The following is a 25,642-nucleotide window of genomic DNA, read 5'->3' as shown; positions in this document are numbered from 1 at the left end:
TGCATGATGTTCTTGAACTGTGAATGGCCAGCCATGGCACCCCTGTCGTGTTCGGCTAGAGCATGCTGCCACGAGATGTCCACCTCGTCCTTGCACCATGCTCGAATTCAAAATGTCAGAGCGTCCGGGTGCATCTCTTGGAGGCACGGCGTTCTCTGTCGGAATGGCCGGCTTATAGATAAATCGGCTCAATTCGTCCAGCCGCAGCTATCTCACTTCGAATGATCCATCGCATGCGGCGCCGCTGCAGCGTCCGACGAGGCCACAGCGATCAATGCTTCTCGCCGGACTTTGCTTTCCTGCGCCCTCGCGCCAGCATGTTGAGGCCCTCGACCAGGGCCGAGAAACCCATTGCCGCGTAGATGTAGCCCTTGGGGACGTGGTAGCCCATGCCGTCGGCGATCAGTGTCATGCCGATCATCAGCAGGAAGCCCAGGGCCAGCATGACGATGCTCGGGTTGCGGGCGATGAAGTTGGCCAGCGGGCCGGCGGCCAGCATCATCACGGTCACCGCGACGATGACGGCGATGTACATGATGGCGATCTCGTCGGTCATGCCGACGGCGGTGATGATCGAATCGATCGAGAAAACCAGGTCGAGCAGCAGGATCTGGAAGATCGCGCCGGCTAGGCTGATCTTCAGCGTCTCGCCCATCATCGTGTCCTGGTGATCGTCGGGATCGACGGTGTGATGGATTTCCTTGGTCGCCTTCCAGACCAGGAAAAGGCCGCCGGCGATCAGGATCAGGTCGCGCCAGGAAAAGCCGTGGCCGAAGGCGGTGAACACCGGGGCCGTCAGCTGGACGATGATCGAGATGGTGGCAAGCAGGACGAGCCGCATGACCAGCGCCGCCGAGATGCCGAGCCGGCGGGCACGGGCCCGCTGCTCTTCCGGCAGCTTGTTGGTGAGGATCGAAATGAAGATCAGATTGTCGATGCCGAGCACGATCTCGAGCACCACCAGTGTCAACAAGGCGACCCAGGCAGTTGGATCGGACACGAATTGGAAATGCGGCGCCAGGAATTCAACGATCTGCATGGAGGTCGTCCCCTACGATCTAGAGCAGTGTTGCCGGCAGTTAGGTATTACGCAGCGCTATATCAATGTCATGACCAGAAAGACGGTGCCGTTTCCTCGAGCCGCGGCCCGCGACGAAACGGCGCGATCTTCTCCGTCAGGCCGGTACGATCGGAAATGGTGACGCCGACACCGCACAATGTCGCGGGCCCGGTCGCCGCCTCGAAACGGCCCTTGGGCACTTTCGACAGGAACCGGTTGAGCGGCTCCTCCTTGTCCATGCCCAGCGAGGAATCATAGTCGCCGCACATGCCGGCATCGGACAGATAGCCGGTGCCGCCATTGAGGATCTGGTGATCGCCGGTCGGCTGGTGGGTGTGGGTACCGACGACGAGGCTGGCGCGGCCGTCGACGAAATGCGCGAAGCACATCTTTTCCGACGTCGCCTCGGCGTGGAAGTCGATGACCACCGCATCCGCCTGCTCGCCGAGCGGACAGGCGGCAAGCTCGCGCTCGCCGGCCTGGAACGGATCGTCGAGTTCGGGATGCATGAACACCCGGCCCATGATGTTGGCGACCAGCACCCGCGCGCCACTCCTCGATATGTAGACGCCCGAGCCGCGTCCCGGCGTGCCCTTGGGAAAATTGGAGGGCCGCAGGAACCGCTCTTCGCGCGGCGCGAAGGCCAGCGCGTCGCGCTGGTCCCAGACATGGTTGCCGGTGGTGACGACATCGGCACCGGCCGCGATCGTTTCGCGAAAGATCTCTTCGGTGATGCCGAAGCCGCCGGCGGCGTTCTCGCCATTGACGATGACGAAGTCGAGTTTGAAATCGGAGATCAGGCCCGGCAGCTGTTCCCAAACCGCCGTGCGCCCCGTCTTGCCGACCATGTCTCCGAGAAAGAGAAGTCTCATGCCGCGCTACGTGTCCCGAGCGCTCTCGATACCGTCTCCGGTTCCTTGGCGATCACGCGCAAATAAGCCTGTGCTGCCTGGTCGGGCTCGGTCCTGCCCTGCTCCCAATCCCGAAGCGTCCCAAGCGGAATAAGATAGCGATCGGAGAACTCTTCCTGGGTAAGACGCAGAGCACGGCGGATTGCCTTGATGCGCGAAAGAGCGACAGCGTTCAGTCGATCGTTGATCGGGGGATTTTCCTTGTCGCCCAACGCCCCGGCCTCTGCTTCCTCATCGCTCATCGCGCGCAGGCGGTCCCAATTGGTGCCGGATTCGATCCTAGCGTGCTTGATCATAGGTTTTTTGCTCATGGCGCGTCGCCCTTCTGGCGGAAATCAGTCTTATGCGGTCCTCACGTTCGGTGTAAACCACTGTGATGACCACGCCGTTGACGAGTCCAATGCCTATGAACCGCTCTTCTTCATAGGTCATGGAGCGATCGGCATAGTGTAGTGCATAGGCGTCATCAAACAGCCGTTCGGCATCAGAAAATGCCAGGCCATGTTTCGTCAGATTGCTCTTCGCCTTTGCATCGTCCCATTCGAATTCAAGCATCCTGCCCTACTGGATTTCCGTAGAATCCGACAGATGGATCCCCCCGTCAAGGCTTGAAGCGGCGCAACCCGCTCTCGGTGAGTATTTCGGTAAGGATGACGTCATGGTCCTCATTCGGCACCAGCGGAACCTCCTGGCAGTCGAAGGCGATGCCGACCAACCGCGGCGGGCACCCCTTGTCGACCAACTTCGCGATGGCGCGGTCATAGTAGCCGGCGCCGTAGCCGATCCGATGGCCGCGCGCGTCGAAGGCGGCCAGCGGCACCAGCATCACCGACGGATCCAGCTCTTCGGCCTCCTCATGCGGGCCGACCGTGCCAAAACCCATCTCGACCATCGGCGCGCCGCGAACCAGTTCGCGAAAGACGATGGTGGTCTTGTCCAGGATGGCCGGCAGGCAGAGCCTCGCCCCCTTCTCGCGCAAGGCGAACATCAGCGGCCGGACATCGACCTCCGACCGCATCGGCCAGAACCCGGAAACGATCTGACCCGGCTCGATGGCGAGATGATCGCGCGCCGTCTCCGCCATTTCGAGAGCGATCTCCACCCGCCACAGCGCATCGAGGGCGTCGCGGCGCCCCAGGGCCTCGAGGCGAAGCTGTTTTTTCAGGTCTTTTGAGGATGTCATGCGCGGACGATAGAAAAGCCGGGTTTGGGTGGAGTTTTAGGAGCGACGTTTTCTACCGCAGAATCCGATGCAACGCATGGACCAGCATCAAGTGACGATCCACACAACCGGTGGAGAGAGCGATCCCGGGAACCTACAAAGTAGGTGGGCGCCGTATGAGAAAACCCACGGGTCTTCCCAGGGACAGCTCCCTAAGGATCGTTAAGGCCCCGGGGAAAATGTTCTCCTGCCGGGAAGCACAGACCGTCTACGCCAATATAGGCCGCCGATCGGTCAAGCGCCAGCGGCACGGGCCTCGTCGGTGGCTTTATTCGCTACCCGGCGTTGCCACCACACCAGCGCCGGCACCGCCAGCAGTTCGACACAGAGCCCGGCGAGGTGTCCTGAAGAAGGCGCTCCGACCGTCAGCAAGGAGACAAGCCGCGCCAGCCCGCCGGCAAACGTGCAGGCCGCAAGCAGCCGGAACCGCTCGGTCTTGGTCTCGATGCCGGGAATGCAGCTATACCAGGCAATGCCGATGGCGAGGAAGAATCCGGACAGGAAACGGAAATGGCTGTCGAGATCGACCGGCCATGGACGGATGACGTGCAGGAATTCCGGTCCGGAAAGGATACCCTCGATGCCGACCAGGACCGGCGTGGCCGCCAGCACCGCGACAACGATCTGCAGTGCCGTCTTGCCTGATATCTTCTTGTTCATGTTGCCGCCCTTCGGCCCGCTGACTTGCCTTGCGGTAGCAACGGATATTTCCAGGTCGGGTTTCAAACCCATTCGTCACAGCCGGCTCACCCTTGCACAGGCGAAGCGGCGTCCTTACGGTCGCGATGACAAACCGGGGAGCAAGAATGCGTTTCGAAGGCACGGCGGCCTATGTCGCCGACAAGGATCTGATGGTGGCGGTCAACGCGGCCATCGCGCTGGAACGGCCCTTGCTGGTCAAGGGCGAGCCCGGAACCGGCAAGACCGAACTCGCCCGCCAGGTGGCATCGGCACTCGGGCTCGACCTCATCGAATGGCACGTCAAGTCGACGACGCGGGCGCAGCAGGGCCTCTATGAGTATGACGCCGTCTCGCGGCTGCGCGACAGCCAGCTCGGCGATGCCAGGTTCAACGACATCAAGAACTACATCAAGCGCGGCAAGCTGTGGGAAGCGTTCGCGGCCGGCAAGAAGGTCGTGCTTTTGATCGACGAGATCGACAAGGCCGACATCGAATTTCCCAACGACCTCCTGCAGGAACTCGATCGCATGGAGTTCTTCGTCTACGAGACCGGCGAAACCATACGCGCCGCCGTGCGCCCCATCGTCATCATCACCTCCAACAACGAGAAGGAGCTGCCGGACGCCTTCCTGCGCCGCTGCTTCTTCCACTACATCCGCTTTCCCGAAATCGACACGCTGCACAGGATCGTCGACGTCCACTATCCCGGCATCAAGCAGAACCTGGTGCGGGCGGCCCTCGCCCAGTTTTACGAAATCCGCGACGTGCCGGGACTGAAGAAGAAGCCGTCGACCTCAGAAGCGCTGGACTGGATAAGGCTGCTCGTCACCGACGACATTGCGCCGGAAGACCTGCGCGCCGATCCGAAAAACGCGCTGCCGAAACTCCATGGCGCCCTCTTGAAGAACGAACAGGACGTGCATCTGTTCGAACGGCTGGCCTTCATGGCCAGAAGGCAGCAGTAGGGACGGCAGCAGCAGAGCTTTCCCCGCTGTGGACCGTTGCCGACAGCAGGACGGGAGAGCAGTTTCGGCAAAGTTCATACGGAGGAATAAGATGTCTGAGATCATTGTCCGCCCGCTCGCGCAGTCCGACCACGCCGACTGGAAGCGCCTTTGGACCGACTATCTGACCTTCTACGAGACCAAGCTGCCGGAAGAAGTCTACGTCCTCACCTGGAAGCGGCTGTTCACGGAGGGCGAATTCGAGCCCAAAGGCTTCATCGCCACGCTTGACGGCAAGGCGGTCGGCCTGACCCACTATCTCTATCACCGCTCCGGCTGGTCGGAGAAAAACAACTGCTATCTCCAGGACCTGTTCGCGGACCCGGATGTGCGCGGCAAGGGGATCGGCGCTGCACTGATCGAGGCGGTTAAACAGGAAGCCGCTAAGATCGGCGTCAAGAACGTCTACTGGATGACGCACGAGACCAACACCACGGCCCGCAATCTCTACGACCGCGTGGCGCGACGGACCGGCTTTATCGAGTACGACCTGCTGTAGCGTGAGACCATGTTCCTCCCCTTCTTCCTCGAACTGAAGGCCGCGCGCGTTCCCGTCTCGCTGCGGGAATATCTGTCGCTGCTGGAGGGACTGGAAGCAGGATTGGTCGATTACGACGTCGAGGGCTTCTATTACCTGGCGCGTGCCGCCCTGGTGAAGGACGAGCGTCATATCGACCGCTTCGACCAGGTGTTTGCGCATGCCTTCAAGGGCATCGAGGCGCTGGGCGGGCCAGATGCATTGGATGTCCAGAAGCTGCCGGAGGAGTGGCTGCGCCGCCTCGCGGAAAAGCACCTGACCGACGAGGAGAAAAGGCTGGTCGAGGCGCTGGGCGGTTTCGACAAGCTGATGGAGACCTTGAAGCAGCGGCTCGAGGAGCAGAAGGGCCGCCATCAGGGCGGCTCGAAATGGATCGGCACCGGCGGCACCTCGCCCTTCGGCGCCTATGGCTACAATCCCGAAGGCGTGCGCATCGGCCAGCATGAGAGCCGCAACCGCCGCGCCGTGAAGGTCTGGGACAAGCGCGAGTTCAAGAATTTCGACGACGCGGTCGAACTCGGCACGCGCAACATCAAGATCGCGCTGAAACGGCTGCGCCGCTGGGTGCGCGAGGGTGCGGAAGAAGAGTTCGACCTGCCCGGCACCATCCATGCCACCGCCGAGCACGGCTATCTCGACGTGCGGACGCGACCCGAACGGCGCAATGCCGTGAAGCTCTTGATGTTCTTCGATGTCGGCGGCTCGATGGACGACCACGTCAAGAGCGTCGAGGAGCTGTTCTCTGCCGCCCGGGCCGAATTCCGCCAGCTCGAATATTTCTATTTCCACAATTGCCTCTACGAAGGCGTGTGGAAGGATAACAGCCGCCGCCATGCCGAGACGATCCCGACCTTCGACCTCATCCACAAATACGGCCCTGACTACAAGGTGATCGTCGTCGGCGACGCCGCGATGAGCCCCTACGAGATCGCGCACCCCGGCGGCTCGGTCGAGCACTGGAACAAGGAGGCCGGCAGCATCTGGCTCGGCCGCCTGTTGCAGCAATGGCCGAACGCGGTCTGGCTCAATCCCGAGAGCCAGAAGAACTGGGGCTACACCCATTCGATCGCGATGATCCGCGACATTTTCGGCGGCCGCATGTTCCCGCTGACACTGGCCGGGCTCGAAGGCGCAACGAAGCAGCTTTCGAGAAAGCATTAATTCTAAGAGGTGCGCCACTATCGCTTCACCGCTCGTGGAAGTCGGCGCTTTAAAGTCTGGCGGCGAATTCCACCTCGCATGCCAGGCACTGGGCAGATCGGTAACAAATGCCTATCTTGATGCGAATATCCGGTTGCAAGCAAGAACGAGCCGCAAAGGCTGAGGAGATCAAATGGACACCCACACCTATTCCGTCACCCGCACCGACGCCGAATGGCGCGCCATGTTGACGCCGGAGCAATACGCCGTCATGCGCGGTCACGGCACCGAGCGGCCGGGGAGCTGCGCCCTGCTCTATGAAAAGCGCGCCGGCACCTTTTCCTGCGTCGGCTGCGACCAGCCGCTGTTTGAATCCAAGCTGAAGTTCGAGAGCGGCACCGGCTGGCCGAGCTTCAACGATCCGGTTCCGGGGTCGGTCGAGAACACCGTCGACCGCAGCTACGGCATGGTTCGCACCGAATGCCACTGCGCCCGCTGCGGCAGCCACCTTGGCCATGTCTTCGACGATGGCCCACCGCCGACCGGCCTGCGGTATTGCATCAACGGCGTGGCCTTGAAATTCGAGCCGGCGGCCTGATCGAACCTCCACTGCCTTCACGCGAAGGGCGGCCCCGGCCGCCCTTTTTCGTGGCAGAGGACATTCAGATGACGACCGTGGCGATGAGCCAGAGCACTGAGCCCAGCATCATCAGCGAGGCCTTGGCGCCGCCCGATTTCTCAGCCGTGCGCCAGACGGCGATGGTCAGGAAGACGGCGTAGGGCACCGGCGCGAAATGCACCGCCAGAACCAGGCCGAGCGGCATTTTCAGCCACAGCAGGATGAGCGCCAGCACGGACGAAACGACGCTGATCGCGGTGCCGACAAGCACCATGTCGCGCCAGAACAGCCGACCGAGCGGCGCCTGGCCAAGCCACCGCGAACGCAGGAAGGATCCGATGTCAGCGGGGAACATCGTCGGCCTGTCCCTGCCCCAGCACGTCGGCAACGGCCCGTTCGATGCGCGAGGCTTCCGTCACCAGCCAATCGGTCATGGCCGGCCAATTGTCCTCGGCATAGCAGTTCACCCGCCACATCGAATTGATGCCAAGGCCTGGGCAGCTTTGTTCCGGCCTGAGCTTCAGCCTGTCTTCGATGGCCGGTCGGAACGGCTCCAGCTGCGACCAGCTTTGCGTGGCGCCGAACTTCTCGTTGCGGCCAAAGAAGACGCCGACATGGTTCTGCGCCGGCGCGACATACATGGAAAGGACCAACGCGAAGTCGGGCAGCCCGCGCTGCCAGAACCAGGGCCCGCGCCTCGCCAGCCTCTTCTTCTCCTGCGGATGCCGTTCTTCCAACAGCGTCCAGAAGCCGCGATGGCGAAACTCAGAGGCGCGGCGCGCGCCGAAGTCGAATTCGCTCATGGTTCGATGCCCGTTCCAGCATCACGTCCAGGCCGACCTCTCTGGGACCGTTTCGAAATTCGCTCCGGCGGGTCGGATCGCCGCCGGAGTAGAATTTCCAGACAGTCGCTAGACCATGCCGAGCGCAGCCTTGTACAGGTCGAGGATTGTCTCCTCCTCCTGGCGTTCGGCCTGGTCCTTCTTGCGCAGCCGGATGATCGTCCGGATCGCCTTGGTGTCGAAGCCGGTGCCCTTGGCCTCAGCGAAGACCTCCTTGATGTCGTCCGAGATGGTCTTCTTCTCTTCCTCGAGCCGCTCGATGCGCTCGATCAAGGCACGCAACTGGCCGGCGGCAACAGTCTGGCTGGTCTCTGTGATATCGTCGGCCATGTTTCTCTCCACGTCGTTGGAGCAAATCCAGGAAAAGTGTCTAGAGGCTTTCCGTCCGGAATTGCGTGAAAGTTCGCCGCGACTCGTAAGGCTGCCGAGGCGAATTGAGCCGGTTCGATGCCCGACCGAATGCTGCGGGTCAAGCGGTTATCGACAAGCCGGCCGGGGCTGCCGACACAAGCCGACAAGCCCTCGCCGTTCGCCCAATCCTAGCTGAACGCGATCAGCAGATCCTTGGCGTCGATCTGGTCGCCCGCCTTGACCAGGACTTCGGCGACGGTGCCGTCGCGCTCGGCATGCAGTGCCGTTTCCATCTTCATCGCCTCGATGGAAAGCAGCACGTCGCCGGCCTTCACCGCCTGGCCCGCAGCGACCGAAAGACCCGACACCACGCCTGGCATCGGCGCGCCGACATGCGCCTCATTGCCCGGCTCGGCCTTGCGCCGCGCTTTCGAAGCGCCCGCATCATGGCTGCGGTCGGGCACCTTGATGCGGCGCGGCTGACCGTTGAGCTCGAAGAACACGGTGACCATGCCCTTGTCGTCGACATCGCCGATGGCCAGGCACCGCACCACCAGCGTCTTGCCCTTCTCGATGTCGACGAAGATCTCGTCTTCCGGCTTCATGCCGTAGAAATAGGTCGGCGTCGGCAGCACGCTGACCGGGCCGTAGGTCTCCTGCGCGCCGGCGAAATCGGTGAATACCTTCGGGTACATCAGCCACGAGGCGAATTCGAACTCAGACAGCTTGCGCTCGAGCTTCTCCTCGATCTCCTTGCGGTTGGCCTCGAGATCCGCAGGCTTGAGCAATGAGCCGGGCCGCGCGGTGATCGGCTTCTCGCCCTTCAGCGCCTTCTTCTGCAGCGCCGCCGGCCAGCCGCCGGGAGACTGGCCGAGATCGCCGCGCAGCATCGAAACGACCGAGTCCGGGAAGGCGATGTCCTTGTCGGGGTTCTCGACATCGGCGACCGTCAGGTCCTGGCTGACCATCATCAGCGCCATGTCGCCGACGACCTTGGACGACGGCGTCACCTTGACGATGTCGCCGAACATCAGGTTGACGTCATGATAGGTCTGCGCCACTTCGTGCCAGCGCGTTTCCAGCCCCAGCGAACGCGCCTGTTCCTTGAGATTGGTGAATTGTCCGCCGGGCATCTCATGCAGGTAGACTTCGGACGCCGGCCCCTTCAGGTCGCTTTCGAAAGCCGCGTACTGGTTGCGCACCGCCTCCCAGTAGAAGGAGATGCGGCGGATCCATAGCGGGTCGAGCCCCGGATCGCGGTCGGTGCCCTTCAGCGCCTCGACGATGGAGCCCAGGCATGGCTGCGAGGTGTTGCCCGAGAGTGAATCCATGGCCGCGTCGACGGCGTCGACGCCGCTGTCCACCGCCGCCAGCACCGTTGCCGCCGACAGGCCCGACGTGTCGTGGGTGTGGAAATGGATCGGCAGGTCGGTCGCCTCGCGCAAGGCCTTGAACAGCACGCGTGCCGCGGCCGGCTTCAACAGGCCCGCCATGTCCTTCACCGCGATGATATGCGCACCCGCGGCCTGCAACTCGCCAGCAAGGCCGACATAGTATTTGAGGTCGTATTTGGCCCGCGCCGGATCGAGGATGTCGCCGGTGTAGCAGATCGCCGCTTCGATCAGCTTGCCCTCGGCGCCGACTGCATCCATGGCGACGCGCATGTTCTCGACCCAGTTCAGGCAGTCGAAGACGCGGAACAGGTCGATGCCGCCGCTTGCGGCCTGCTTGACGAAATGCTGCACGACATTGTCGGGGTAGTTTGTGTAGCCGACGCCATTGGCGCCGCGCAGCAGCATCTGCAGCAGGAGGTTTGGTGCCGCCTCGCGTACCAGAGTCAGCCGCTCCCACGGATCCTCGGTGAGGAAGCGCATGGCGACGTCGAAGGTCGCGCCGCCCCAGCATTCGAGCGACAGAAGCTGCGGCAAGGCACGCGCGTAGGTCCCGGCAATATTGGCAATGTCATGCGTGCGCATGCGGGTCGCCAGCAGCGACTGATGGCCGTCGCGCATCGTCGTGTCGGTGACCAGCACTTCTTTCTGCTCGCGCATCCAGGCGGCGAACTTCTCCGGTCCAAGCACGTCGAGCTTCTGCTTGCTGCCCGCCGGCACATTGCCGTTGAGGTAGGGCACGATCGGCCGCGCCGCGTCGGCCTTCGGCATTGGCCGGCCCCGGGTCTCGGGATGGCCGTTGACCGAGACATCGGCAAGGTAGTTGAGCAGCTTGGTCGCGCGGTCCTGCCGCTTGACCTGCTGGAACAGCTCCGGCGTCGTGTCGATGAACTTGGTCGTGTAGGAATTGTCGGCGAAGCTCGGGTGGTTGATGATCGCTTCTAGGAAGGTCAAATTGGTGGCGACGCCGCGGATGCGGAACTCGCGCAGCGCCCGGTTCATGCGCGCGATGGTCTCGGCCGCCGTCGGCGCCCACGCCGTCACCTTCTCCAGCAGCGGATCGTAGAAGCGGGTGATGACCGCGCCGGAATAGGCGGTGCCGCCGTCGAGGCGGATGCCGAAGCCGGTCGCGCCGCGATAGGCAGTGATGCGGCCGTAGTCGGGGATGAAATTGTGCTCGGGGTCCTCGGTGGTGATGCGGCACTGCAAGGCATGGCCGTTCAGCCTGATGTCCTTCTGCGCCGGCACGCCCGATTCCGGCGTGCCGATGGCAAAGCCGTCGAGAATGTGGATCTGCGCCTTGACGATGTCGATGCCCGTCACCTGTTCGGTGACGGTATGTTCGACCTGGATGCGCGGATTGACCTCGATGAAGTAGAACTTGCCGCTGTCGGCATCCTGCAGGAACTCGACCGTTCCGGCGCCGATATAGCTGGTCTCGCTTGCGATCTTCAGCGCATAGCCGCAAAGCTCCTCGCGCTGCGCCATTTCGAGATAGGGTGCGGGCGCCCGCTCGACGACCTTCTGGTTGCGGCGCTGAATCGAGCAGTCGCGCTCGAACAGATGCACGACATTGCCATGCGTGTCGCCAAGCACCTGCACTTCGACATGGCGCGCGCGCTCGATCAGCTTCTCCAGATAGACCTCGTCCTTGCCGAAGGCAGCCTTGGCCTCGCGCTTGCCCTCCGTGACTTCGCGGGCAAGGTCGGCTTCGGAGCGGATGGAGCGCATGCCGCGGCCGCCGCCGCCCCAGGAGGCCTTGAGCATCACAGGATAGCCAATGGTCTTGGCGAGTTCCTTCACCGCCTCCATGTCGTCGGGCAACGGATCGGTGGCCGGAATCACCGGCACGCCGACCTCGATGGCGAGGTTGCGCGCCGCGACCTTGTTGCCGAGCCGGCGCATCGTATCGGGCTTGGGCCCGATGAAGATGATGCCGGCCTCGGCGCAGGCATCGGCGAATTCGGGGCTTTCCGAGAGCAGCCCATATCCGGGATGGATGGCATCGGCGCCCGAAAGCCTGGCGACGCGGATCACCTCCTCGATCGACAAATAGCTTTCGATCGGACCCATGTCGTGGGTCAGGTGCGGTCCGCGTCCGACCTGGTAGCTCTCATCGGCCTTGAAGCGGTGCAGCGAATATTTATCCTCCTCGGCCCAGATCGCGACCGTCTTGAGGCCAAGTTCATTCGCTGCGCGAAAGACGCGGATGGCGATTTCCGAACGGTTGGCGACGAGGATCTTCGTGATGGCCAAGGACGAACTCCAGACAGTGCGGGGAGGAAACCGACGGTCATGATTAGCGCGAAAATGCTGCAGTGCAAACAAAATCGCCGATGAACTGAACCGACTTAATTTGAATCTTCGCGACAAAATTACCGGCATCCGCCCCGACACGGGCGAGAACACCGAACCGGGCCTCAAAGCCCTGATCATTTCGCGGCTAAGGATCGCCTTGGCCGTCGCGCCGAAATGCTCCAATGCATCTCGAAAAAAATGCCCGGCGCGAGGCGCCGGGCATTTCCCGAAGGTCAGGCTGAAAGCTTATTTCTTCTGGATGTAGGTATACTTGCCGTCGGCGCCCTTCTGCCATTCGTACATGACGTAGCCGGGCAGCGTCGGGTCGCCCTTGGCGTCATAGGACAGGTCGCCGAGCACCGTCTTGAACGGGCCGTTTTCATGCAACGCCTTGGCAACCGCCTGCGGATCGTTCGACTTGGCAGCGGTCGCGGCCCCAACGATTGCCTGCACGGCGGCGTAGGAGTAGAGCGTGTAGGCTTCCGGCTCGAAACCCTGGGCGCGGAACTTCTCGACCAGTTCCTTGTTGGCGGGGATCAGGCGCGGGTCCGGGCCGAACGTGTTCAGCGTGCCCGCAACCGCGTCGCCCGCGATCGAAGCCAGCTCATTCGACACGATGCCATCGCCGGAAACCATTGTCGCCTTGAGGCCCTGGTCGGCCGCCTGGCGGATGATCAGGCCGGCTTCGGTCTGCAGGCCGCCCCAATAGATGATGGAAACGCCGGCTTCCTTCATCTTGCCGATCAGCGCCGAGAAGTCCTTGTCGCCGACATTGATGCCTTCGTACATGACTTCCTTGAGGCCCTTCTCGTTCATCGCCTTCTTGGTCTCGTCGGCAAGGCCCTGGCCATAGGTGGTCTTGTCGTGAACGATGGCGATCTTGGCGTCCTTGAAGTTGGCGGCGAGATAGGCGCCGGCAATGCTGCCCTGCTGGTCATCGCGGCCGCAGGTGCGGAACACGTTCCACAGGCCACGCTCGGTGTATTTCGGGTTGGTCGCGGCCGGCGTGATTTCGACGATGCCGTTTTCGGCATAGACTTCCGATGCCGGGATCGAGACGCCGGAGTTGAAGTGGCCGACCACGAACTTGACGCCGTCGCCGACGAACTTGTTGGCAACCGAGATGCCCTGCTTCGGATCCGAGACGTCGTCGCCGACTTCGAGCTTGATCTGCTCGCCATTGACGCCGCCGGCGGCATTGACGTCTGCGACGGCCGCCTCGGCGCCCTTCTGCAACTGTGCGCCGAAGGCCGCGTTCGGACCGGTGATCGGACCGGCGACGCCGATCATGAGATCAGCCCACGCGTTGCCGCTGAACGCGACCAGCGCGGTCAGGGCGACGGCGGACAATAGTGACTTTTTCATTTAAACGCTCCCATTTACGGAGTGGGCGTTGATGAAACTCTCATGCGATGCCCACCCTTATCGCAGAAAGCATGATTTGCCGATTTTCAGTCACTTGTCACGCCGATTCATCCCGAAGCGGCGTTAATGATGAACGTCAGCCTTTCGATTTCCAGCTCAGAAGAGAAGCTCTTTCGTAGAGCCAGTTATACTGTGTGACCATCTGGTTTGTTCGCGTGTATTGATAGCCGATAAAACCCAGGATCATCAGCACGATGGTGTCGATGATGTAGTAATGCAGCGAAAACATCGTCCCGCCGAACAGAGCGTGATGGATGAACCTGATGCCGATGCCGAGGCCAAGCAGATAGGCGAACAGCTGGATGAAGCTGCGCCATGTCTGCGCGCTGGCCTTGCCCGTCATCCATGCTGCCCAGCCACCGAGCAGGCAGGTGACGAAGAAGAACTGCCAGACCGAGGGTTCTTCGTAGAGAATGCCTTGCATGGTGAAGACTCCTGAACTCAAAGCAACGATTGCTCAGTGATGCCCGCCCTCGAGATACGCGGCGCGCACCTCGGGGTTGGCGAGCAGTTCCTTGCCGGTGCCGCTCATCGTCACGTTTCCATTGACCATGACATAGCCGCGCGTGGCGAGTTTCAGCGCGCCGAAGGCGTTCTGCTCGACCAGGAACACGGTCAGCCCCTGGGTGCGGTTCAATTCGCGAATGGCATCGAAGATCTGCTTGACGATCAGCGGCGCCAGGCCGAGCGACGGCTCGTCGAGCAGCAGCAGCTTCGGCCGCGCCATCAGCGCGCGCCCGATCGAAAGCATCTGCTGTTCGCCGCCCGAAAGCGTGCCGCCGCGCTGCGCGATGCGCTCCTTCAGGCGAGGAAACAGCGTGAACACCTTCTCGACGTCCTCGTCATAATATTTCAGGTTGTCGAGGCTCGCGCCCATCTGGAGATTTTCCATCACCGTCATGCGCGGGAAGATGCGGCGTCCCTCCGGGGACTGCGCGATGCGCATGCGGGCGATCTCGTGGGTCGGCATCTGGGTGATGTCGGTGCCGGCGAAGGTGATCGTGCCGGCCCGTGCCCTGGGCGCCCCGAAGATGGTCATCATCAGCGTCGACTTGCCGGCGCCGTTGGCGCCGATCAGCGCCACGATCTCACCCTGGTTGACGGCGACATCGACACCATTCAGCGCCCGGATATTGCCATAGAATGTCTGCACGCCCTTGATATCGAGCAGCGTTGTCGCGGCCATTATTTACGCCCTCCGCGCGGCTTGGCTGTCGGGGTCTTGGCCGCAGCCGGCTTGGCCGTGGCCCGCTCTGACGGCTTTCTTGGCGCGGCCGATGTCTTCGCATCGACCCGCTCCGCCTTCGAGGCGCCCTTGGCGACCGTGATCCGCTCACCGGTGCTGTGGCCGACAGTATCGGTCACCGGGCCGGCCAGGAACGACGACGATGTGCCTGGGCCGTGCGCGGCGTCGGGCCCGATGTCGAGCTGTTCGATCACGTCCTCGTCGCCGACTTCGGTCAGCACGGTCTCGACTTCCTCGTCGTCGACGCCGAGATAGGCGGCGATGACGCGCGGGTCGGTACGGACGGATTGCGGGCTGCCGTCGGAAATCTTGCGGCCGTATTCAAGCACCACGACATGGTCGGAAATCTGCATCACCACCGACATGTCGTGCTCGATCAGCAGGATCGAGGTACCCGACGTATCCTTGATGTCCATCAGCAGCGCATTGAGCGCCAGCGATTCCTTCGGATTGAGGCCGGCGGCGGGTTCGTCGAGGCACAAAAGTTCCGGCCCCGTGCACATGGCGCGCGCGATCTCCAGCCGCCGCTGCGCGCCATAGGGCAGGTCGCCGGCCGGATCGTCGGCACGGTCGACGAGATCGGCCTTTTCCAGCCAGTGCTTGGCCAGCTCCACCGATTCGGCCGAGGCCTTGCGGTAGCCGGAGAAGCCGAACAGGCCAAGGATCGTGTAGCCCGATGCCTTCATCAGCTTGTTGTGCTGGGCGACCAGAAGGTTCTCCAGGAGCGTCATGCCCGAGAACAGCCGGATGTTCTGGAACGTGCGCGCCACCTTGGCGCGCGCCGGAATCTCGTGGTTGGGCAGCCTTTCCAGCAGGAAGCTCGAGCCGTCGGCGCGGTTGAGCGTGATCATGCCTTCCGACGGCTTGTAGAAGCCGGTGATGCAGTTGAACACGGTGGTCTTGCCGGCGCCGTTGGGGCCGATCAGCGCGGTGATCTCGCCGCGCTTGGCGGCGAAGGACAGGTCGCCGATGGCGACCAGCCCGCCGAACTTCATCGACAGATGGTCGACCTGCAGGATGGCGTCTTTCATGGGCGGGCTCGCATTCATCAGCCGTGACCCTCCTTGGTGAAGGAACTGGAGACGGCCCTTCGCTCCTTGAGGAAGGCTGTCGGTTCGCGGCTGCCGACGAATCCGCGCGGCTTCCACAGCATGACGATCACCATCGCCATGCCGAACAGCAGCATGCGGTAGAGTTCCGGGGTGAAGTCGGGACCGAAGACCACCTTGAGGAAATCGAGCTCGCGCAGGATTTCCGTGCCGCCGATCATCACCAGCGCGGCGATGGCGATGCCGACCAGCGATCCCATGCCGCCGAGCACCACAATGGCAAGGATGATCGCCGATTCCAGGAACACGAAGGATTCAGGGCTGACAAAGCCTTGCCGCGCCGCGAAGAACGCCCCGGCGAAGCCGCCGAACATGGCGCCGGTGGCAAAGGCGGTGAGCTTGGTGGTCGTCGTGTTGATGCCGAGCGAACGGCAGGCGATCTCGTCCTCGCGCAAGGCCTCCCAGGCGCGCCCGACCGGCATGCGGCGCAGGCGGATCGTGACGAAGGCGGTCAGCAGGCACAGGCCGAGGATGAGGTAATAGAGGAATATCTTGTAGTAAGCGCTCGAGGTGGCGATATGCAGCACCTTGGCGATGTAGTTGGGGTCGGAGACGTTGAAGGTCATCAGGCCGAAGAAGGTGACCTTCGGAATGCCGGAAATGCCGGCCGAGCCATTGGTCACGTCGCGCCAGTTGATCAGCACGAGGCGGATGATCTCGCCAAAGGCGAGCGTGACGATCGCCAGGTAGTCACCGCGCAGGCGCAGCACCGGGAAGCCCAGCAGCACGCCCCAGAAGGCGGCCATGGCGCCCGCGGCCGGCAGCAGGATCCAGAACGACAGACCGTACTGCGTGCCGAGCAGCGCATAGGCATAGGCGCCCACGGCATAGAAGGCGACATAGCCCAGGTCGAGCAGGCCGGCCAGTCCGACGACGATGTTCAGGCCCCACGCCAGCATCACATAGATCAGGATCTGGATGCCGAAATTATCGACCCATTTCAGCGAGCCCTGGAAACCGCCCGCCATCGACCCGGTATAGACAGCGAGCACCAGCACCACGATAACCGGGTACAGCGCCAGCGCGGTGACGCCCAGTGCCGAGAAATGGGCATGGATGAACGACCGGAAATAGAAGAGCAGCCAGGCAATGCCATAGATCGTCGCGACCGCCCGCAGGAACCGCGCGTATCCGCCAAGGCCAGGCCCCAGCAGGCCGTCAAGGGAACCGGCGAACACGGCCAGCACCAGCACGATGACGACGGCGGCAATGAAATAGGGCAGCCGGAAGAAGCGCGTCGCCACGCTGTCCGGCAGCAGGCCGGTGGCGACGTTGGTGATCTTCTGGCTGGCCATGAACGGCTGGCCGTAGGCGACATAGAGGAAACGACCGACGGCGGTGGCGATCACCACCGCGGCGAGCAAGCCCCAGCGCTGCACGAGGATCAGTTCGTTGGAGATGTTCTGGTCGGTCTTCAGTCCGATGAACAGCACGAACAGTCCAAGCGAGATGGCGCCGGCATACAGCGCCTCGCGCAACGCGCGCTGCATGGGCGTGGCGACGACGTCGCGCTCCGGGGAAACGGTGTCGGCCATGGTCTCAGACCTTTTCGACTTCTGGCCGGCCCAGAATGCCGGATGGCAGGAAGATCAGCACGATGGCCAGGATCGAGAACGCCGCGACGTCCTTGTAGTCGATCGAGAAATAAGCCGACCACATGCTCTCGATGAAGCCGATCATCAGCCCGCCAAGCACGGCGCCGGGCAACGAGCCGATGCCGCCCAGCACTGCCGCGGTGAAGGCCTTCACACCCGGCGTGAAGCCATCGGAGAAGGCGATGACGCCGTAATACATCAGGAACAGCGTGCCGGCGACGGCAGCAAGGGCGGCACCCATGATGAAGGTGATCGAGATGGTGCGGTCGACATCGATGCCGAGCAGCGCGGCCATCTTGCGGTCCTGCTCGCAGGCTCTTTGCGCGCGGCCAAGCGATGTCCTGTTGACCAGGTACCAGAACAGCGCCAGCAAGAGCGCGGTGACGACGACGATGATGATCTGCTTCAGCGACACGCTGATGCCGTTGATGTTGTAGACCTGGCTGACCATCGGCGGGATCGGCTTGTTGCGCGGCCCCTGCGTCACCTGGACGAAGTTGGACAGCGCGATCGACATGCCGATCGCGGTGATCAGCGGCGCCAGCCGGAACGAGCCGCGCAGCGGCCTGTAGGCCACTTTCTCGATCGTCCAGTTGTAGAGGCTGGTCAGCAGCATCGCCACGATCATCATGACCAGCAAGGCGACGACGACCGGTACCGAATAGAACAGCGCGCCGAGGATCAGGAACACGATCAGGGCTGTGAAGGCGCCGACCATGAAGATGTCGCCATGGGCGAAGTTGATCATGCCGATGATGCCGTAGACCATCGTATAGCCGATCGCGATCAGCCCATAGATCGATCCCAGCGTCAGCCCGTTGATAAGCTGCTGGACAAAGTACTGCATGTTTACACGGCTCCCCTGGAATGTCGCCCATGCAGACGCATTCCTTTTCGTATTTCCCCTAGTCGTAAAGTTTCGAGCCCGGATTGCAACGGCATTTTTCAATCGTGTTGCGTGTTTCCGGAGCACGCCGTCCGATTGCCCGTTTTTTACCGCCCGACCCCTGGACTATCTCGGACCCTATCATTGGCATAACGCAATGTCTTTGACGAATCGACCGCATCGTGCGGCCGGTTTCGAAGAAATCACCACATAAATCGGGAGATTGGAAGAATTCTTGCGCTGCTGACACGTTTCATTTTTTCGTCATTTCGCCTTCCGTAGGGTTAGGATTGCGGTCAGGCGACCACGAATCCATGCGCGAACGGATCCCGATCGTCGATGAAGATCGTGTTCAGTCCAGTCATGCGCGCCCAGCCGCCGATCGACGGAATGATCGCCGGCTTGCCCGCCACCGACACCTCGTTTTCGACCTTGCCCTTGAACAGCGAACCGATGATCGATTCATGGACAAAGCTGTCCCCGGTCTTGAGCCTGCCCTGGGCGTGGAGCTGCGCCATGCGTGCCGAGGTGCCGGTGCCGCAGGGCGAGCGGTCGATCGCCTTGTCGCCATAGAAGACGGCATTGCGGGCGTCCGCCCCCGCCACCGTCGGTTTGCCGGTCCACAGCATGTGCGACAGCCTGTTGATGCCAGGATTTTCCGGATGCACGAACGTGTATTTTTCGTTCAGCCGCTGCCGCACCACGGGGCTCCAGGCGATGAAGTCGCCGGCGGAATGGTCGGCCATGTCGCGATAATTCGCCTGCGGCTCGACGATGGCGTAGAAATTGCCGCCATAGGCGACGTCGACGGTGATTTCGCCAAGCCCGGGACATTCCACGGTCAGCCCTTCGGCATAAAGGAACGACGGCACGTTGGTGATGCGCACCTCCTCGACATAATCGCCGACCTGCGTGTATTCGGCGATGACGAGGCCGGCAGGCGTGTCGAGCCTCAGCACGCCCGGCGTCTTCGGCTTGATCAGCCCATGCTCGATGGCCATCGTCACCGTGCCGATCGTGCCATGGCCGCACATCGGCAGGCAGCCCGAGGTTTCGATGAACAGGATGGCGATATCGCAATCCTCGCGCGTCGGCGGATAGAGGATCGAGCCGGACATCACGTCATGGCCGCGCGGCTCGAACATCAGCCCTGTGCGGATCCAGTCAAATTCGGCGAGGAAGTGCGCGCGCCGTTCCATCATCGTCGAGCCCTGCAACAGCGGGCCGCCGCCGGCGACCAGCCGTACCGGGTTGCCGCAGGTGTGGCCGTCTATGCAGAAGAAGGATTTCTTGGCCATGAGGCTCCTCGAAAAATCAAAACCGTTGCGGACTATAGGGGCGGAGATCGATCGCCGGAACTTGCCCGAGAACAAGTTCGCGGATCAAGCGCCCCGTGGCGGCTGCCTGGGTCAGGCCGAGATGGCCATGGCCGAAGGCGTAGACGACATTAGCGGACAGGCGCGATGTGCCGATCACCGGAAGCGAATCCGGCATCGACGGGCGAAAGCCCATCCATTCGCGGCCGCCCGATGGATCGAGCCCCGGCAGGAAGCGTCCGGCTTTTTCCAGCATCGCCCTCGAGCGGGCGAAGTTCGGCGGCCGGTCGAGCCCGCCAAGTTCGACCGCCCCGCCGACACGCAGTCCGGTTGAGAGCGGCGTGACGACAAAACCGTGCCCGGAAAAGATCAGTTGCCGCTTCACGTCGAAGGCGGTCGTCGGCAGCGTCGTGTTGTAGCCGCGCTCCGTCTCCAGCGGGATCCGGTCGCCAAGCGGCCTTGCCAGAAGATGCGACCAGGCCCCGGCCGCGATGACCAGGTGTTTCGCCTGCCTTTCCGTGCCATCGGCCAGCCTCAGCGTCGCGCCATCACGCCCGGCGTCGACACGCTCGACGCTGGCCCTTTCAAAGCACGCGCCCAGCCCCTCGGCATAGGCCCAGACCGCCTTGCCGAGCAGCTTGGGATCATCGGCGGTCTTCCATCCCGGCACGAACGTGCCCTTTAGGAAGCGCCGCGAGAGGCCGGGCTGCAGGGCCGCGAGCTCCTCGCCCGCGACATGACGGAAGCCGATGCCGAAACGTTCGCGCGCGGCCCAGCCGGAGAGCGAGGCGCGGAATTCGCCCTCGCTTTCGTAGAGTTCCAGGGAGCCGTCCTCACGCAGCATCCGCCTTGTGGCGGAGCGATCGAACAAGGACATCCACTCGGCCTCGGCGAGCTTCATCATGCCGGCCTGGGCGGCGAGGCTCGATTCGTATTTCGCCTGCGCGCCGGCGCGCCAGAAGCGGATCAGCCAGGGCAGGAGCTTCGGCAGATAGGCTGGCGGGATGCTGAGCGGGCCGAGCGGATCGGCAAGCCATTTCGGCAATTGCCGCACCATGCCCTTGTGGGCCAGCGGCAGCACGTCGGAGAAGGCAAAGGCAGAGGCATTGCCCGCGCTCGTCTCTTCGCAGATACCCGTCCGGTCGAAGACCGTGACCTTGCGCCCTGCCTCGGTCAGAAAGACCGCGGCGCAGATGCCGATGATGCCGCTGCCAATGATGGCGACGTCAAGTTGGGTGCCGCTTTCGCTACTCAACTGCGGCCACCCATCTTGTGTCGAGGGAGCATATGAATGAACCCTATGCGAACGCCCAAACTACAATCTCAAACTGCGGCAGTCTCAGAACTGCGGCAGGGTTGGCCGCACCGCCAGCGCGTCCTTGATGATCTTCTCGACCGCCTTGCGGCGTTCGCCCGACAGCGGCTGGCGCGGCATGCGGACCCGGTCGTTGGTCTGGATGGCGAACACTTCGGCAAGCTTGATGTTCTGCACCAGATAGGTCGAAACGTCGAGATCGAGCAATGGCCGGAACCAGCGGTAGATGGCAAGCGCCTCCTCGCGCCGGCCCTGCGTCATCAGCTGGTAGATGGCGACCGTCTCGCGCGGGAAGGCGGTGACCAGCCCGGCTACCCAGCCGATGGCGCCGACCGACAGGGCCTCGAAGGCGAGATTGTCGACGCCGGTGAACAGGTCATAGCGGCTGCCGAAGCGATTGATGATCTCGGTCGAACGGCGGATGTCGTCGGATGATTCCTTGATGGCGACGAAGCGCTGGTCCGACGCCAGTTCCTCCATCTGGTCGACGGTGACGTCGACACGGTAGGCCAGGCGGTTGGAATAGATCATCACCGGCAGGTCGCCGGCCTGCGCGACGGCGCTAAGGGCCGCCACGGTCTCTTCCGTATTGGTGTGGTAGATCGGGCTCGGCACCACCATCAGGCCATCGGCGCCTTCCCGGCTCGCGCGTTTGGCGATGCTGGCGGCTTCGCGGGTTCCGGCCTCGTTGACCGTCAGCAGCACTGGCTTCTTGCCGGCCACCTTCTGTGCGGTCTTCAAAACCTCGATCTTCTCGTCATGCGACAGCATCGGCCCCTCGCCGAGCGAGCCGCACACGATGATGCCGTCGCAGCCGGCCTCCATCTGCAGGGTGAAGCAGCGCTCCATCTCGGCGTGGTCGAGGCGGTCATCCTCGGTGAACTTGGTCGTGACGGCAGGAAAAACTCCGGTCCACATGTCATGTCTCCATCTGATATATCAGTCGTATATTTGTCAACAAACCCGCTGTCAACACGGATTTCGCTATGATATATCGAAAATATATCAGGAGACCGCGTTTGATATCCATGGAAGCAAGGACATCGGCCGAGCCGGCCGCCATCAAGGCATACCACGTGCTCGAGCATATGATTGTCACGCTGGAACTGGCCCCGGCCAGCTTCGTCACCGAGGGCACGCTGATCGACCGGCTCGGCCTTGGCCGCACGCCGGTGCGCGAGGCGATCCAGCGCCTGGCCTGGGAAGGATTGCTCGACGTCCGGCCGCGCGCCGGCATCGCGATCGCGCCTCTCCATCCCGGCGACTGGTTGCGCGTGCTCGATGCGCGGCGCGGTGTCGAGGTCGTCCTGGCACGCTCGGCGGCCCGCTTCGTCACCCGCGAGGCGGCCGACCTGTTTCACGAAGCCGCCCTCGCAATGCAGAAGGCGGTGATCTCGGGCAATGTGCTGGCCTTCATCCAGGCCGACAAGGCGCTCGACGAAGCGCTGGCGCTGGCAGCCGACAATCCGTTTGCCGCAAGGTTGGCCGCTCCCCTGCAGACGCACAGCCGCCGCTTCTGGTTCCGCTACAAGGCCGACACCGGTCTGGCCGAATCGGCCGAGCATCACGTCGCCTTGATCCGCTCGATCCTCGACGGCGACGAGGAGGGCGCAGCCAAGGATGCCAAGCGGCTGATGGCCCTGTTGCGCGGCCATGCCGAGACCGCCGCCACGCGATAGGCCGGCTTGGCGTCAGGTCTCCGTGGGTTCCTTTCGCGCCGCCCATTTCAACAGGGCGTCGAGGGCCGGGCACAGCGCCTGACCCCAATCGGTCAGGCAATACTCGACCTTGGGCGGCACCTGGTGGTGCACGATACGGCGCACGATGCCGTCGGCTTCCATCTGTCTGAGCTGCTGGATGAGCATCTTCTGCGAGATCGCCGGGATAGCCCGTTCGAGGTCGGAAAAGCGCAGCACCTTGCCGCCGAACAGGTGAAACAGGATCACCAGCTTCCAGCGCCCTTCCAGGATGCGCAGCGCATTCTCCACGCCGCTGGCCGCCGACAATGGCGTCAGGGTCTCGGCCTTGCCTTCCGGCCCGCGCTCACTTTCAGGTAAGTACCTTACTTTTTCGTCGGTTCTTGTCATTTCTCCAGCATATCGCATTTTAAGGGCCCGACAAGCGCCTCGGACGTCAAGCCGAGACGCACAATCGAAACCGGAGACGACCATGACCGTAAGACTTCCCCGCCCGCTGGAGGATTACTTTGCCGCCAAGAACCGGCACGATATCGACGGGATGCTCGCCCCCTTCTCGGCGGACGCCAGGGTCCGCGACGAGGGCGAAACCCATCAGGGGCCGGCCGCCATCCGCGGCTGGATGGAGGCGACGACACGCAGATACCGCGTCGCCGTCGAGGTCGCCGAGGCGACCGACACTGGCGGGGTATGGCGGGTCGCCGGCATCGTGTCGGGCAATTTCCCCGGCAGCCCGGCGACGCTCCACTATGTCTTCACGCTGACCGGCGATCACATCACGCGGCTGGAGATCGGCGCGTGACCATTCCTTGGAAATTCACCATCGATGACCAGGAATTCGCCGGCAAGCGCGTGCTGGTCACCGGCGGCACCAAGGGCGCCGGCGAGGCCATCGTGCATCGTCTTGCGGCGGCCGGGGCGACCGTCCTGACGACAGCCCGCTCGGCGCCGTCCGAAGCGCCGTCGCGTTGGCTGTTCGTGCAGGCCGATGTGAGCACCGTGGCGGGGACCGAGACAGTGGCCGCGGCGGTCTTGGAACGGGTTGGCGGCGTCGACATCATCGTGCACGGCGTCGGCGGCTCGAAGAGTCCCGGCGGCGGATTTTCCGCACTGACGGAGCAGATGTGGCAGGACGAACTCGGCCTCAACCTGCTTGCCGCGGTGCGACTCGACCGCCTTCTTGTCCCGCACATGATCGCGCAGGGTTCCGGCGCGATCGTCCATATCTCGTCGATCCAGCGCCGCCTGCCGCTGCACGACTCGACCACCGCCTATGCGGCGGCGAAGGCCGCGCTTTCCGCCTACAGCAAGGCGCTGTCCAAGGAGCTTGGCCCAAAGGGCATCCGCGTTAACACCGTGGCGCCGGGCTGGATCGCCACCACGGCTTCGGAAGCCATGGTGAAGCGGTTAGCCACGCATTCCGGTTCGGATGAGGAAACCGCCCGTCAGGGCATCATGAATGCGCTGGGCGGCATCCCGATCGGCCGGCCGGCTTGGCCGAAGGAGGTCGCCGAGCTTGTCGCATTCCTTGTTTCGGATCGAGCGGCATCCATCCACGGCGCCGAATACGTCATCGATGGCGGCACCGTTCCGACCGTGTAGTGCCATGCAAAAGGAAAGGGCGCGACAAAGCCGCGCCCTCAACTCGGTGAAAGTAGATGTCAGACCTCAGTTCATCGTCGGGATGACAAATTCGGCGCCGTCCTTGATGCCGGACGGCCAGCGCGACGTCACCGTCTTGGTCTTGGTGTAGAAGCGGAACGCGTCCGGCCCGTGCTGGTTGAGATCGCCGAAGGACGACGCCTTCCAGCCGCCGAACGTGTAGTAGGCGATCGGCACCGGGATCGGCACGTTGACGCCGACCATGCCGACCTGGACACGGCTTGCGAAGTCGCGCGCCGCGTCACCGTCCCGGGTGAAGATGGCGACGCCATTGCCCATCTCGTGGTCGTTGGCGAGCTTGATGGCGTTCTCATAGGTCGGCGCGCGCACCACCGAGAGCACCGGCCCGAAGATTTCTTCCTTGTAGATGCGCATGTCCGGCGTGACGTTGTCGAACAGGCAGCCGCCCATGTAGTAGCCGTCCTCGTAGCCCTGCATGGAGAAGCCCCGGCCATCGACGACCAGCTTGGCGCCTTCCTCTATGCCGGTGTCGACATAGCCCTTGACCCGCTCCAGCGCCTGGCGCGTCACCAGCGGGCCGAAATCGGCGGAGGAATCCGTCGACGGGCCGACCTTCAGGCTTTCGACGCGCGGGATCAGCTTTTCCATCAGCCGGTTGGCGGTGTCGTTGCCGACGGGAACCGCCACCGAGATCGCCATGCAGCGCTCGCCGGCCGAGCCGTAGCCGGCGCCGATTAGCGCATCGACGGTCTGGTCCATGTCGGCGTCCGGCATGATGATCATATGGTTCTTGGCGCCGCCGAAGCACTGCACGCGCTTGCCGGCCGCGGTGCCGCGCGAATAGATGTAATGGGCGATCGGCGTCGAGCCGACGAAGCCGATGGCCTTGATGTCGGGATCGTCGAGGATCGCGTCGACCACCTCCTTATCGCCATTGACGACGTTGAGGATGCCCGCCGGCAGGCCGGCCTCGAGGAACAGTTCGGCGATGCGCATCGGCACGCCGGGGTCGCGCTCGGACGGCTTGAGGATGAAGGCATTGCCGCAGGCGATGGCCGGGGCGATCTTCCACAGCGGGATCATGGCCGGGAAGTTGAACGGCGTGATGCCGGCGACGACACCGAGCGGCTGGCGCATCGAATAGACGTCGATGCCCGGGCCGGCGCCGTCGGTGAACTCACCCTTCATCATATGCGGCGCACCGATGCAGACCTCGACCACTTCGAGGCCGCGCTGGATGTCGCCCTTGGCGTCGGCGATGGTCTTGCCGTGTTCGCGCGCCAAAATCTCTGCCAGCGCGTCATATTCCCTGGCGACCAGTTCGAGGAACTTCATCAGCACGCGCACGCGGCGCTGCGGATTGGTGGCCGCCC

The 25,642-nt window shown here is 63.1% G+C and carries 26 protein-coding genes, 1 other RNA gene and 3 pseudogenes; 7 read left to right on the top strand and 23 right to left on the bottom strand.

The genetic code is table 11. The features are described from left to right. Positions 1 to 271 precede the first annotated feature (271 nt). The 7 genes from WC739_RS14605 to WC739_RS14575 form a co-directional block, all read right to left on the bottom strand. On the bottom strand, positions 272 to 1,039 hold the full coding sequence (locus tag WC739_RS14605; RefSeq protein WP_372953741.1) for a TerC family protein: 768 nt from the start codon (positions 1,037 to 1,039) through the stop codon (positions 272 to 274). A 68-nt stretch (positions 1,040 to 1,107) separates the two neighbouring features. Next, positions 1,108 to 1,932: a YmdB family metallophosphoesterase gene (locus WC739_RS14600; protein WP_372953740.1), complete on the bottom strand. Its 825-nt coding sequence runs from the start codon at positions 1,930 to 1,932 to the stop codon at positions 1,108 to 1,110. Further along, positions 1,929 to 2,213, bottom strand: coding sequence for a helix-turn-helix domain-containing protein (locus WC739_RS14595; protein WP_372953743.1), 285 nt, complete (start codon positions 2,211 to 2,213; stop codon positions 1,929 to 1,931). Before WC739_RS14595 ends, WC739_RS14600 begins: the two co-directional genes overlap by 4 nt. Positions 2,214 to 2,250: 37 nt before the next feature. Then, entirely contained in the window at positions 2,251 to 2,526 is a 276-nt protein-coding gene (locus WC739_RS14590; RefSeq protein ID WP_372953739.1) for a BrnT family toxin, read from the bottom strand. Between the two features lie 46 nt (positions 2,527 to 2,572). Beyond that, positions 2,573 to 3,154, bottom strand: coding sequence for a 5-formyltetrahydrofolate cyclo-ligase (locus WC739_RS14585; protein ID WP_372953738.1), 582 nt, complete (start codon positions 3,152 to 3,154; stop codon positions 2,573 to 2,575). 92 nt (positions 3,155 to 3,246) lie between these two features. Then, positions 3,247 to 3,402: non-coding RNA, 6S RNA (gene ssrS, locus WC739_RS14580), on the bottom strand. 25 nt (positions 3,403 to 3,427) lie between these two features. Further along, positions 3,428 to 3,925 carry a DUF4345 domain-containing protein gene (locus WC739_RS14575; protein ID WP_372953737.1) on the bottom strand — a complete coding sequence of 166 codons (498 nt, stop codon included), beginning with the start codon at positions 3,923 to 3,925 and terminating at the stop codon, positions 3,428 to 3,430. 74 nt (positions 3,926 to 3,999) lie between these two features. On the opposite strand from WC739_RS14575, the gene WC739_RS14570 reads away from it, so the two are divergent. The 4 genes from WC739_RS14570 (at position 4,000) to msrB (ending at position 7,154) form a co-directional block, all read left to right on the top strand. Next, the gene (locus WC739_RS14570; protein WP_372953736.1) at positions 4,000 to 4,839 is read left to right on the top strand and encodes an AAA family ATPase; all 840 of its coding nucleotides are present in this window, start codon (positions 4,000 to 4,002) and stop codon (positions 4,837 to 4,839) included. 91 nt (positions 4,840 to 4,930) lie between these two features. After that, a complete protein-coding gene (locus tag WC739_RS14565) occupies positions 4,931 to 5,377 on the top strand; it encodes an N-acetyltransferase family protein (protein ID WP_372953735.1) in 447 nt (148 codons plus the stop codon). Positions 5,378 to 5,386: 9 nt separating this feature from the next. Beyond that, the gene (locus tag WC739_RS14560; protein ID WP_372953734.1) at positions 5,387 to 6,577 is read left to right on the top strand and encodes a VWA domain-containing protein; all 1,191 of its coding nucleotides are present in this window, start codon (positions 5,387 to 5,389) and stop codon (positions 6,575 to 6,577) included. Positions 6,578 to 6,749: 172 nt separating this feature from the next. Next, the gene (msrB, locus tag WC739_RS14555) at positions 6,750 to 7,154 is read left to right on the top strand and encodes a peptide-methionine (R)-S-oxide reductase MsrB (RefSeq protein WP_372953733.1); all 405 of its coding nucleotides are present in this window, start codon (positions 6,750 to 6,752) and stop codon (positions 7,152 to 7,154) included. 64 nt (positions 7,155 to 7,218) lie between these two features. Here the strand turns inward: msrB and WC739_RS14550 are convergent, their stop codons facing one another. The 14 genes and pseudogenes from WC739_RS14550 to WC739_RS14485 all read right to left on the bottom strand — a co-directional run bounded on the left by WC739_RS14550 (position 7,219) and on the right by WC739_RS14485 (position 21,867). Then, positions 7,219 to 7,530, bottom strand: coding sequence for a hypothetical protein (locus WC739_RS14550; RefSeq protein ID WP_372953732.1), 312 nt, complete (start codon positions 7,528 to 7,530; stop codon positions 7,219 to 7,221). Further along, positions 7,517 to 7,978 carry a hypothetical protein gene (locus WC739_RS14545; protein WP_372953731.1) on the bottom strand — a complete coding sequence of 154 codons (462 nt, stop codon included), beginning with the start codon at positions 7,976 to 7,978 and terminating at the stop codon, positions 7,517 to 7,519. The genes WC739_RS14550 and WC739_RS14545 overlap by 14 nt, the downstream gene beginning before the upstream one ends. Before the next feature lie 108 nt (positions 7,979 to 8,086). Next, a complete protein-coding gene (locus WC739_RS14540) occupies positions 8,087 to 8,347 on the bottom strand; it encodes a DUF2312 domain-containing protein (RefSeq protein ID WP_372953730.1) in 261 nt (86 codons plus the stop codon). A 209-nt stretch (positions 8,348 to 8,556) separates the two neighbouring features. Further along, complete coding sequence (gene pyc, locus WC739_RS14535) at positions 8,557 to 12,015, bottom strand: pyruvate carboxylase (RefSeq protein WP_372953729.1); 3,459 nt, start codon at positions 12,013 to 12,015, stop codon at positions 8,557 to 8,559. Positions 12,016 to 12,303: 288 nt separating this feature from the next. Then, entirely contained in the window at positions 12,304 to 13,422 is a 1,119-nt protein-coding gene (locus WC739_RS14530; RefSeq protein WP_372953728.1) for a branched-chain amino acid ABC transporter substrate-binding protein, read from the bottom strand. Between the two features lie 136 nt (positions 13,423 to 13,558). Continuing rightward, positions 13,559 to 13,906: a DUF6867 family protein gene (locus tag WC739_RS14525; protein ID WP_372953727.1), complete on the bottom strand. Its 348-nt coding sequence runs from the start codon at positions 13,904 to 13,906 to the stop codon at positions 13,559 to 13,561. A gap of 33 nt (positions 13,907 to 13,939) precedes the next feature. Continuing rightward, positions 13,940 to 14,668 (bottom strand): ABC transporter ATP-binding protein, encoded by a 729-nt coding sequence (locus WC739_RS14520; protein ID WP_372953726.1) that lies wholly within the window; start codon positions 14,666 to 14,668, stop codon positions 13,940 to 13,942. Between the two features lie 17 nt (positions 14,669 to 14,685). After that, positions 14,686 to 15,777: pseudogene (locus WC739_RS14515) on the bottom strand (ABC transporter ATP-binding protein); the annotation flags it as partial. Beyond that, positions 15,777 to 16,862 (bottom strand): annotated as a pseudogene (gene livM, locus WC739_RS14510) (high-affinity branched-chain amino acid ABC transporter permease LivM); the annotation flags it as partial. The pseudogenes livM and WC739_RS14515, both read right to left, overlap by 1 nt. A 207-nt stretch (positions 16,863 to 17,069) precedes the next feature. Further along, positions 17,070 to 17,288: pseudogene (locus WC739_RS14505) on the bottom strand (DUF3382 domain-containing protein); the annotation flags it as partial. An 88-nt stretch (positions 17,289 to 17,376) separates the two neighbouring features. Next, on the bottom strand, positions 17,377 to 18,279 hold the full coding sequence (locus WC739_RS14500; protein ID WP_056586297.1) for a branched-chain amino acid ABC transporter permease: 903 nt from the start codon (positions 18,277 to 18,279) through the stop codon (positions 17,377 to 17,379). Between the two features lie 335 nt (positions 18,280 to 18,614). Beyond that, a complete protein-coding gene (locus tag WC739_RS14495) occupies positions 18,615 to 19,616 on the bottom strand; it encodes a 4-hydroxyproline epimerase (protein WP_372953725.1) in 1,002 nt (333 codons plus the stop codon). 16 nt (positions 19,617 to 19,632) lie between these two features. Continuing rightward, on the bottom strand, positions 19,633 to 20,889 hold the full coding sequence (locus WC739_RS14490; RefSeq protein WP_372953724.1) for an NAD(P)/FAD-dependent oxidoreductase: 1,257 nt from the start codon (positions 20,887 to 20,889) through the stop codon (positions 19,633 to 19,635). Positions 20,890 to 20,973: 84 nt separating this feature from the next. Continuing rightward, positions 20,974 to 21,867: a dihydrodipicolinate synthase family protein gene (locus tag WC739_RS14485; protein ID WP_372953723.1), complete on the bottom strand. Its 894-nt coding sequence runs from the start codon at positions 21,865 to 21,867 to the stop codon at positions 20,974 to 20,976. Between the two features lie 68 nt (positions 21,868 to 21,935). Here WC739_RS14485 and WC739_RS14480 point away from each other — a divergent pair, with 68 nt between their 5' ends. After that, positions 21,936 to 22,628, top strand: coding sequence for a GntR family transcriptional regulator (locus tag WC739_RS14480; protein ID WP_372953722.1), 693 nt, complete (start codon positions 21,936 to 21,938; stop codon positions 22,626 to 22,628). A gap of 12 nt (positions 22,629 to 22,640) precedes the next feature. Here WC739_RS14480 and WC739_RS14475 read toward each other — a convergent pair whose 3' ends face one another. Next, a complete protein-coding gene (locus tag WC739_RS14475; protein WP_372953742.1) occupies positions 22,641 to 22,964 on the bottom strand; it encodes a winged helix-turn-helix transcriptional regulator in 324 nt (107 codons plus the stop codon). Between the two features lie 154 nt (positions 22,965 to 23,118). Between WC739_RS14475 and WC739_RS14470 the strand changes: the two genes are divergently transcribed. After that, positions 23,119 to 23,448: a nuclear transport factor 2 family protein gene (locus WC739_RS14470; protein WP_372953721.1), complete on the top strand. Its 330-nt coding sequence runs from the start codon at positions 23,119 to 23,121 to the stop codon at positions 23,446 to 23,448. Next, positions 23,445 to 24,248 (top strand): SDR family oxidoreductase, encoded by an 804-nt coding sequence (locus tag WC739_RS14465; protein WP_372953720.1) that lies wholly within the window; start codon positions 23,445 to 23,447, stop codon positions 24,246 to 24,248. The genes WC739_RS14470 and WC739_RS14465 overlap by 4 nt, the downstream gene beginning before the upstream one ends. 66 nt (positions 24,249 to 24,314) lie before the next feature. Here the strand turns inward: WC739_RS14465 and WC739_RS14460 are convergent. Then, a partial coding sequence (locus tag WC739_RS14460; RefSeq protein WP_372953719.1) for a CoA-acylating methylmalonate-semialdehyde dehydrogenase occupies positions 24,315 to 25,642 on the bottom strand: 1,328 nt, incomplete at its 5' end.

Source organism: Mesorhizobium sp. (assembly GCF_041661565.1).
Classification (GTDB): Bacteria; Pseudomonadota; Alphaproteobacteria; order Rhizobiales; family Rhizobiaceae; genus Mesorhizobium.
This window is presented reverse-complemented; position numbering and strand designations above follow the sequence as displayed.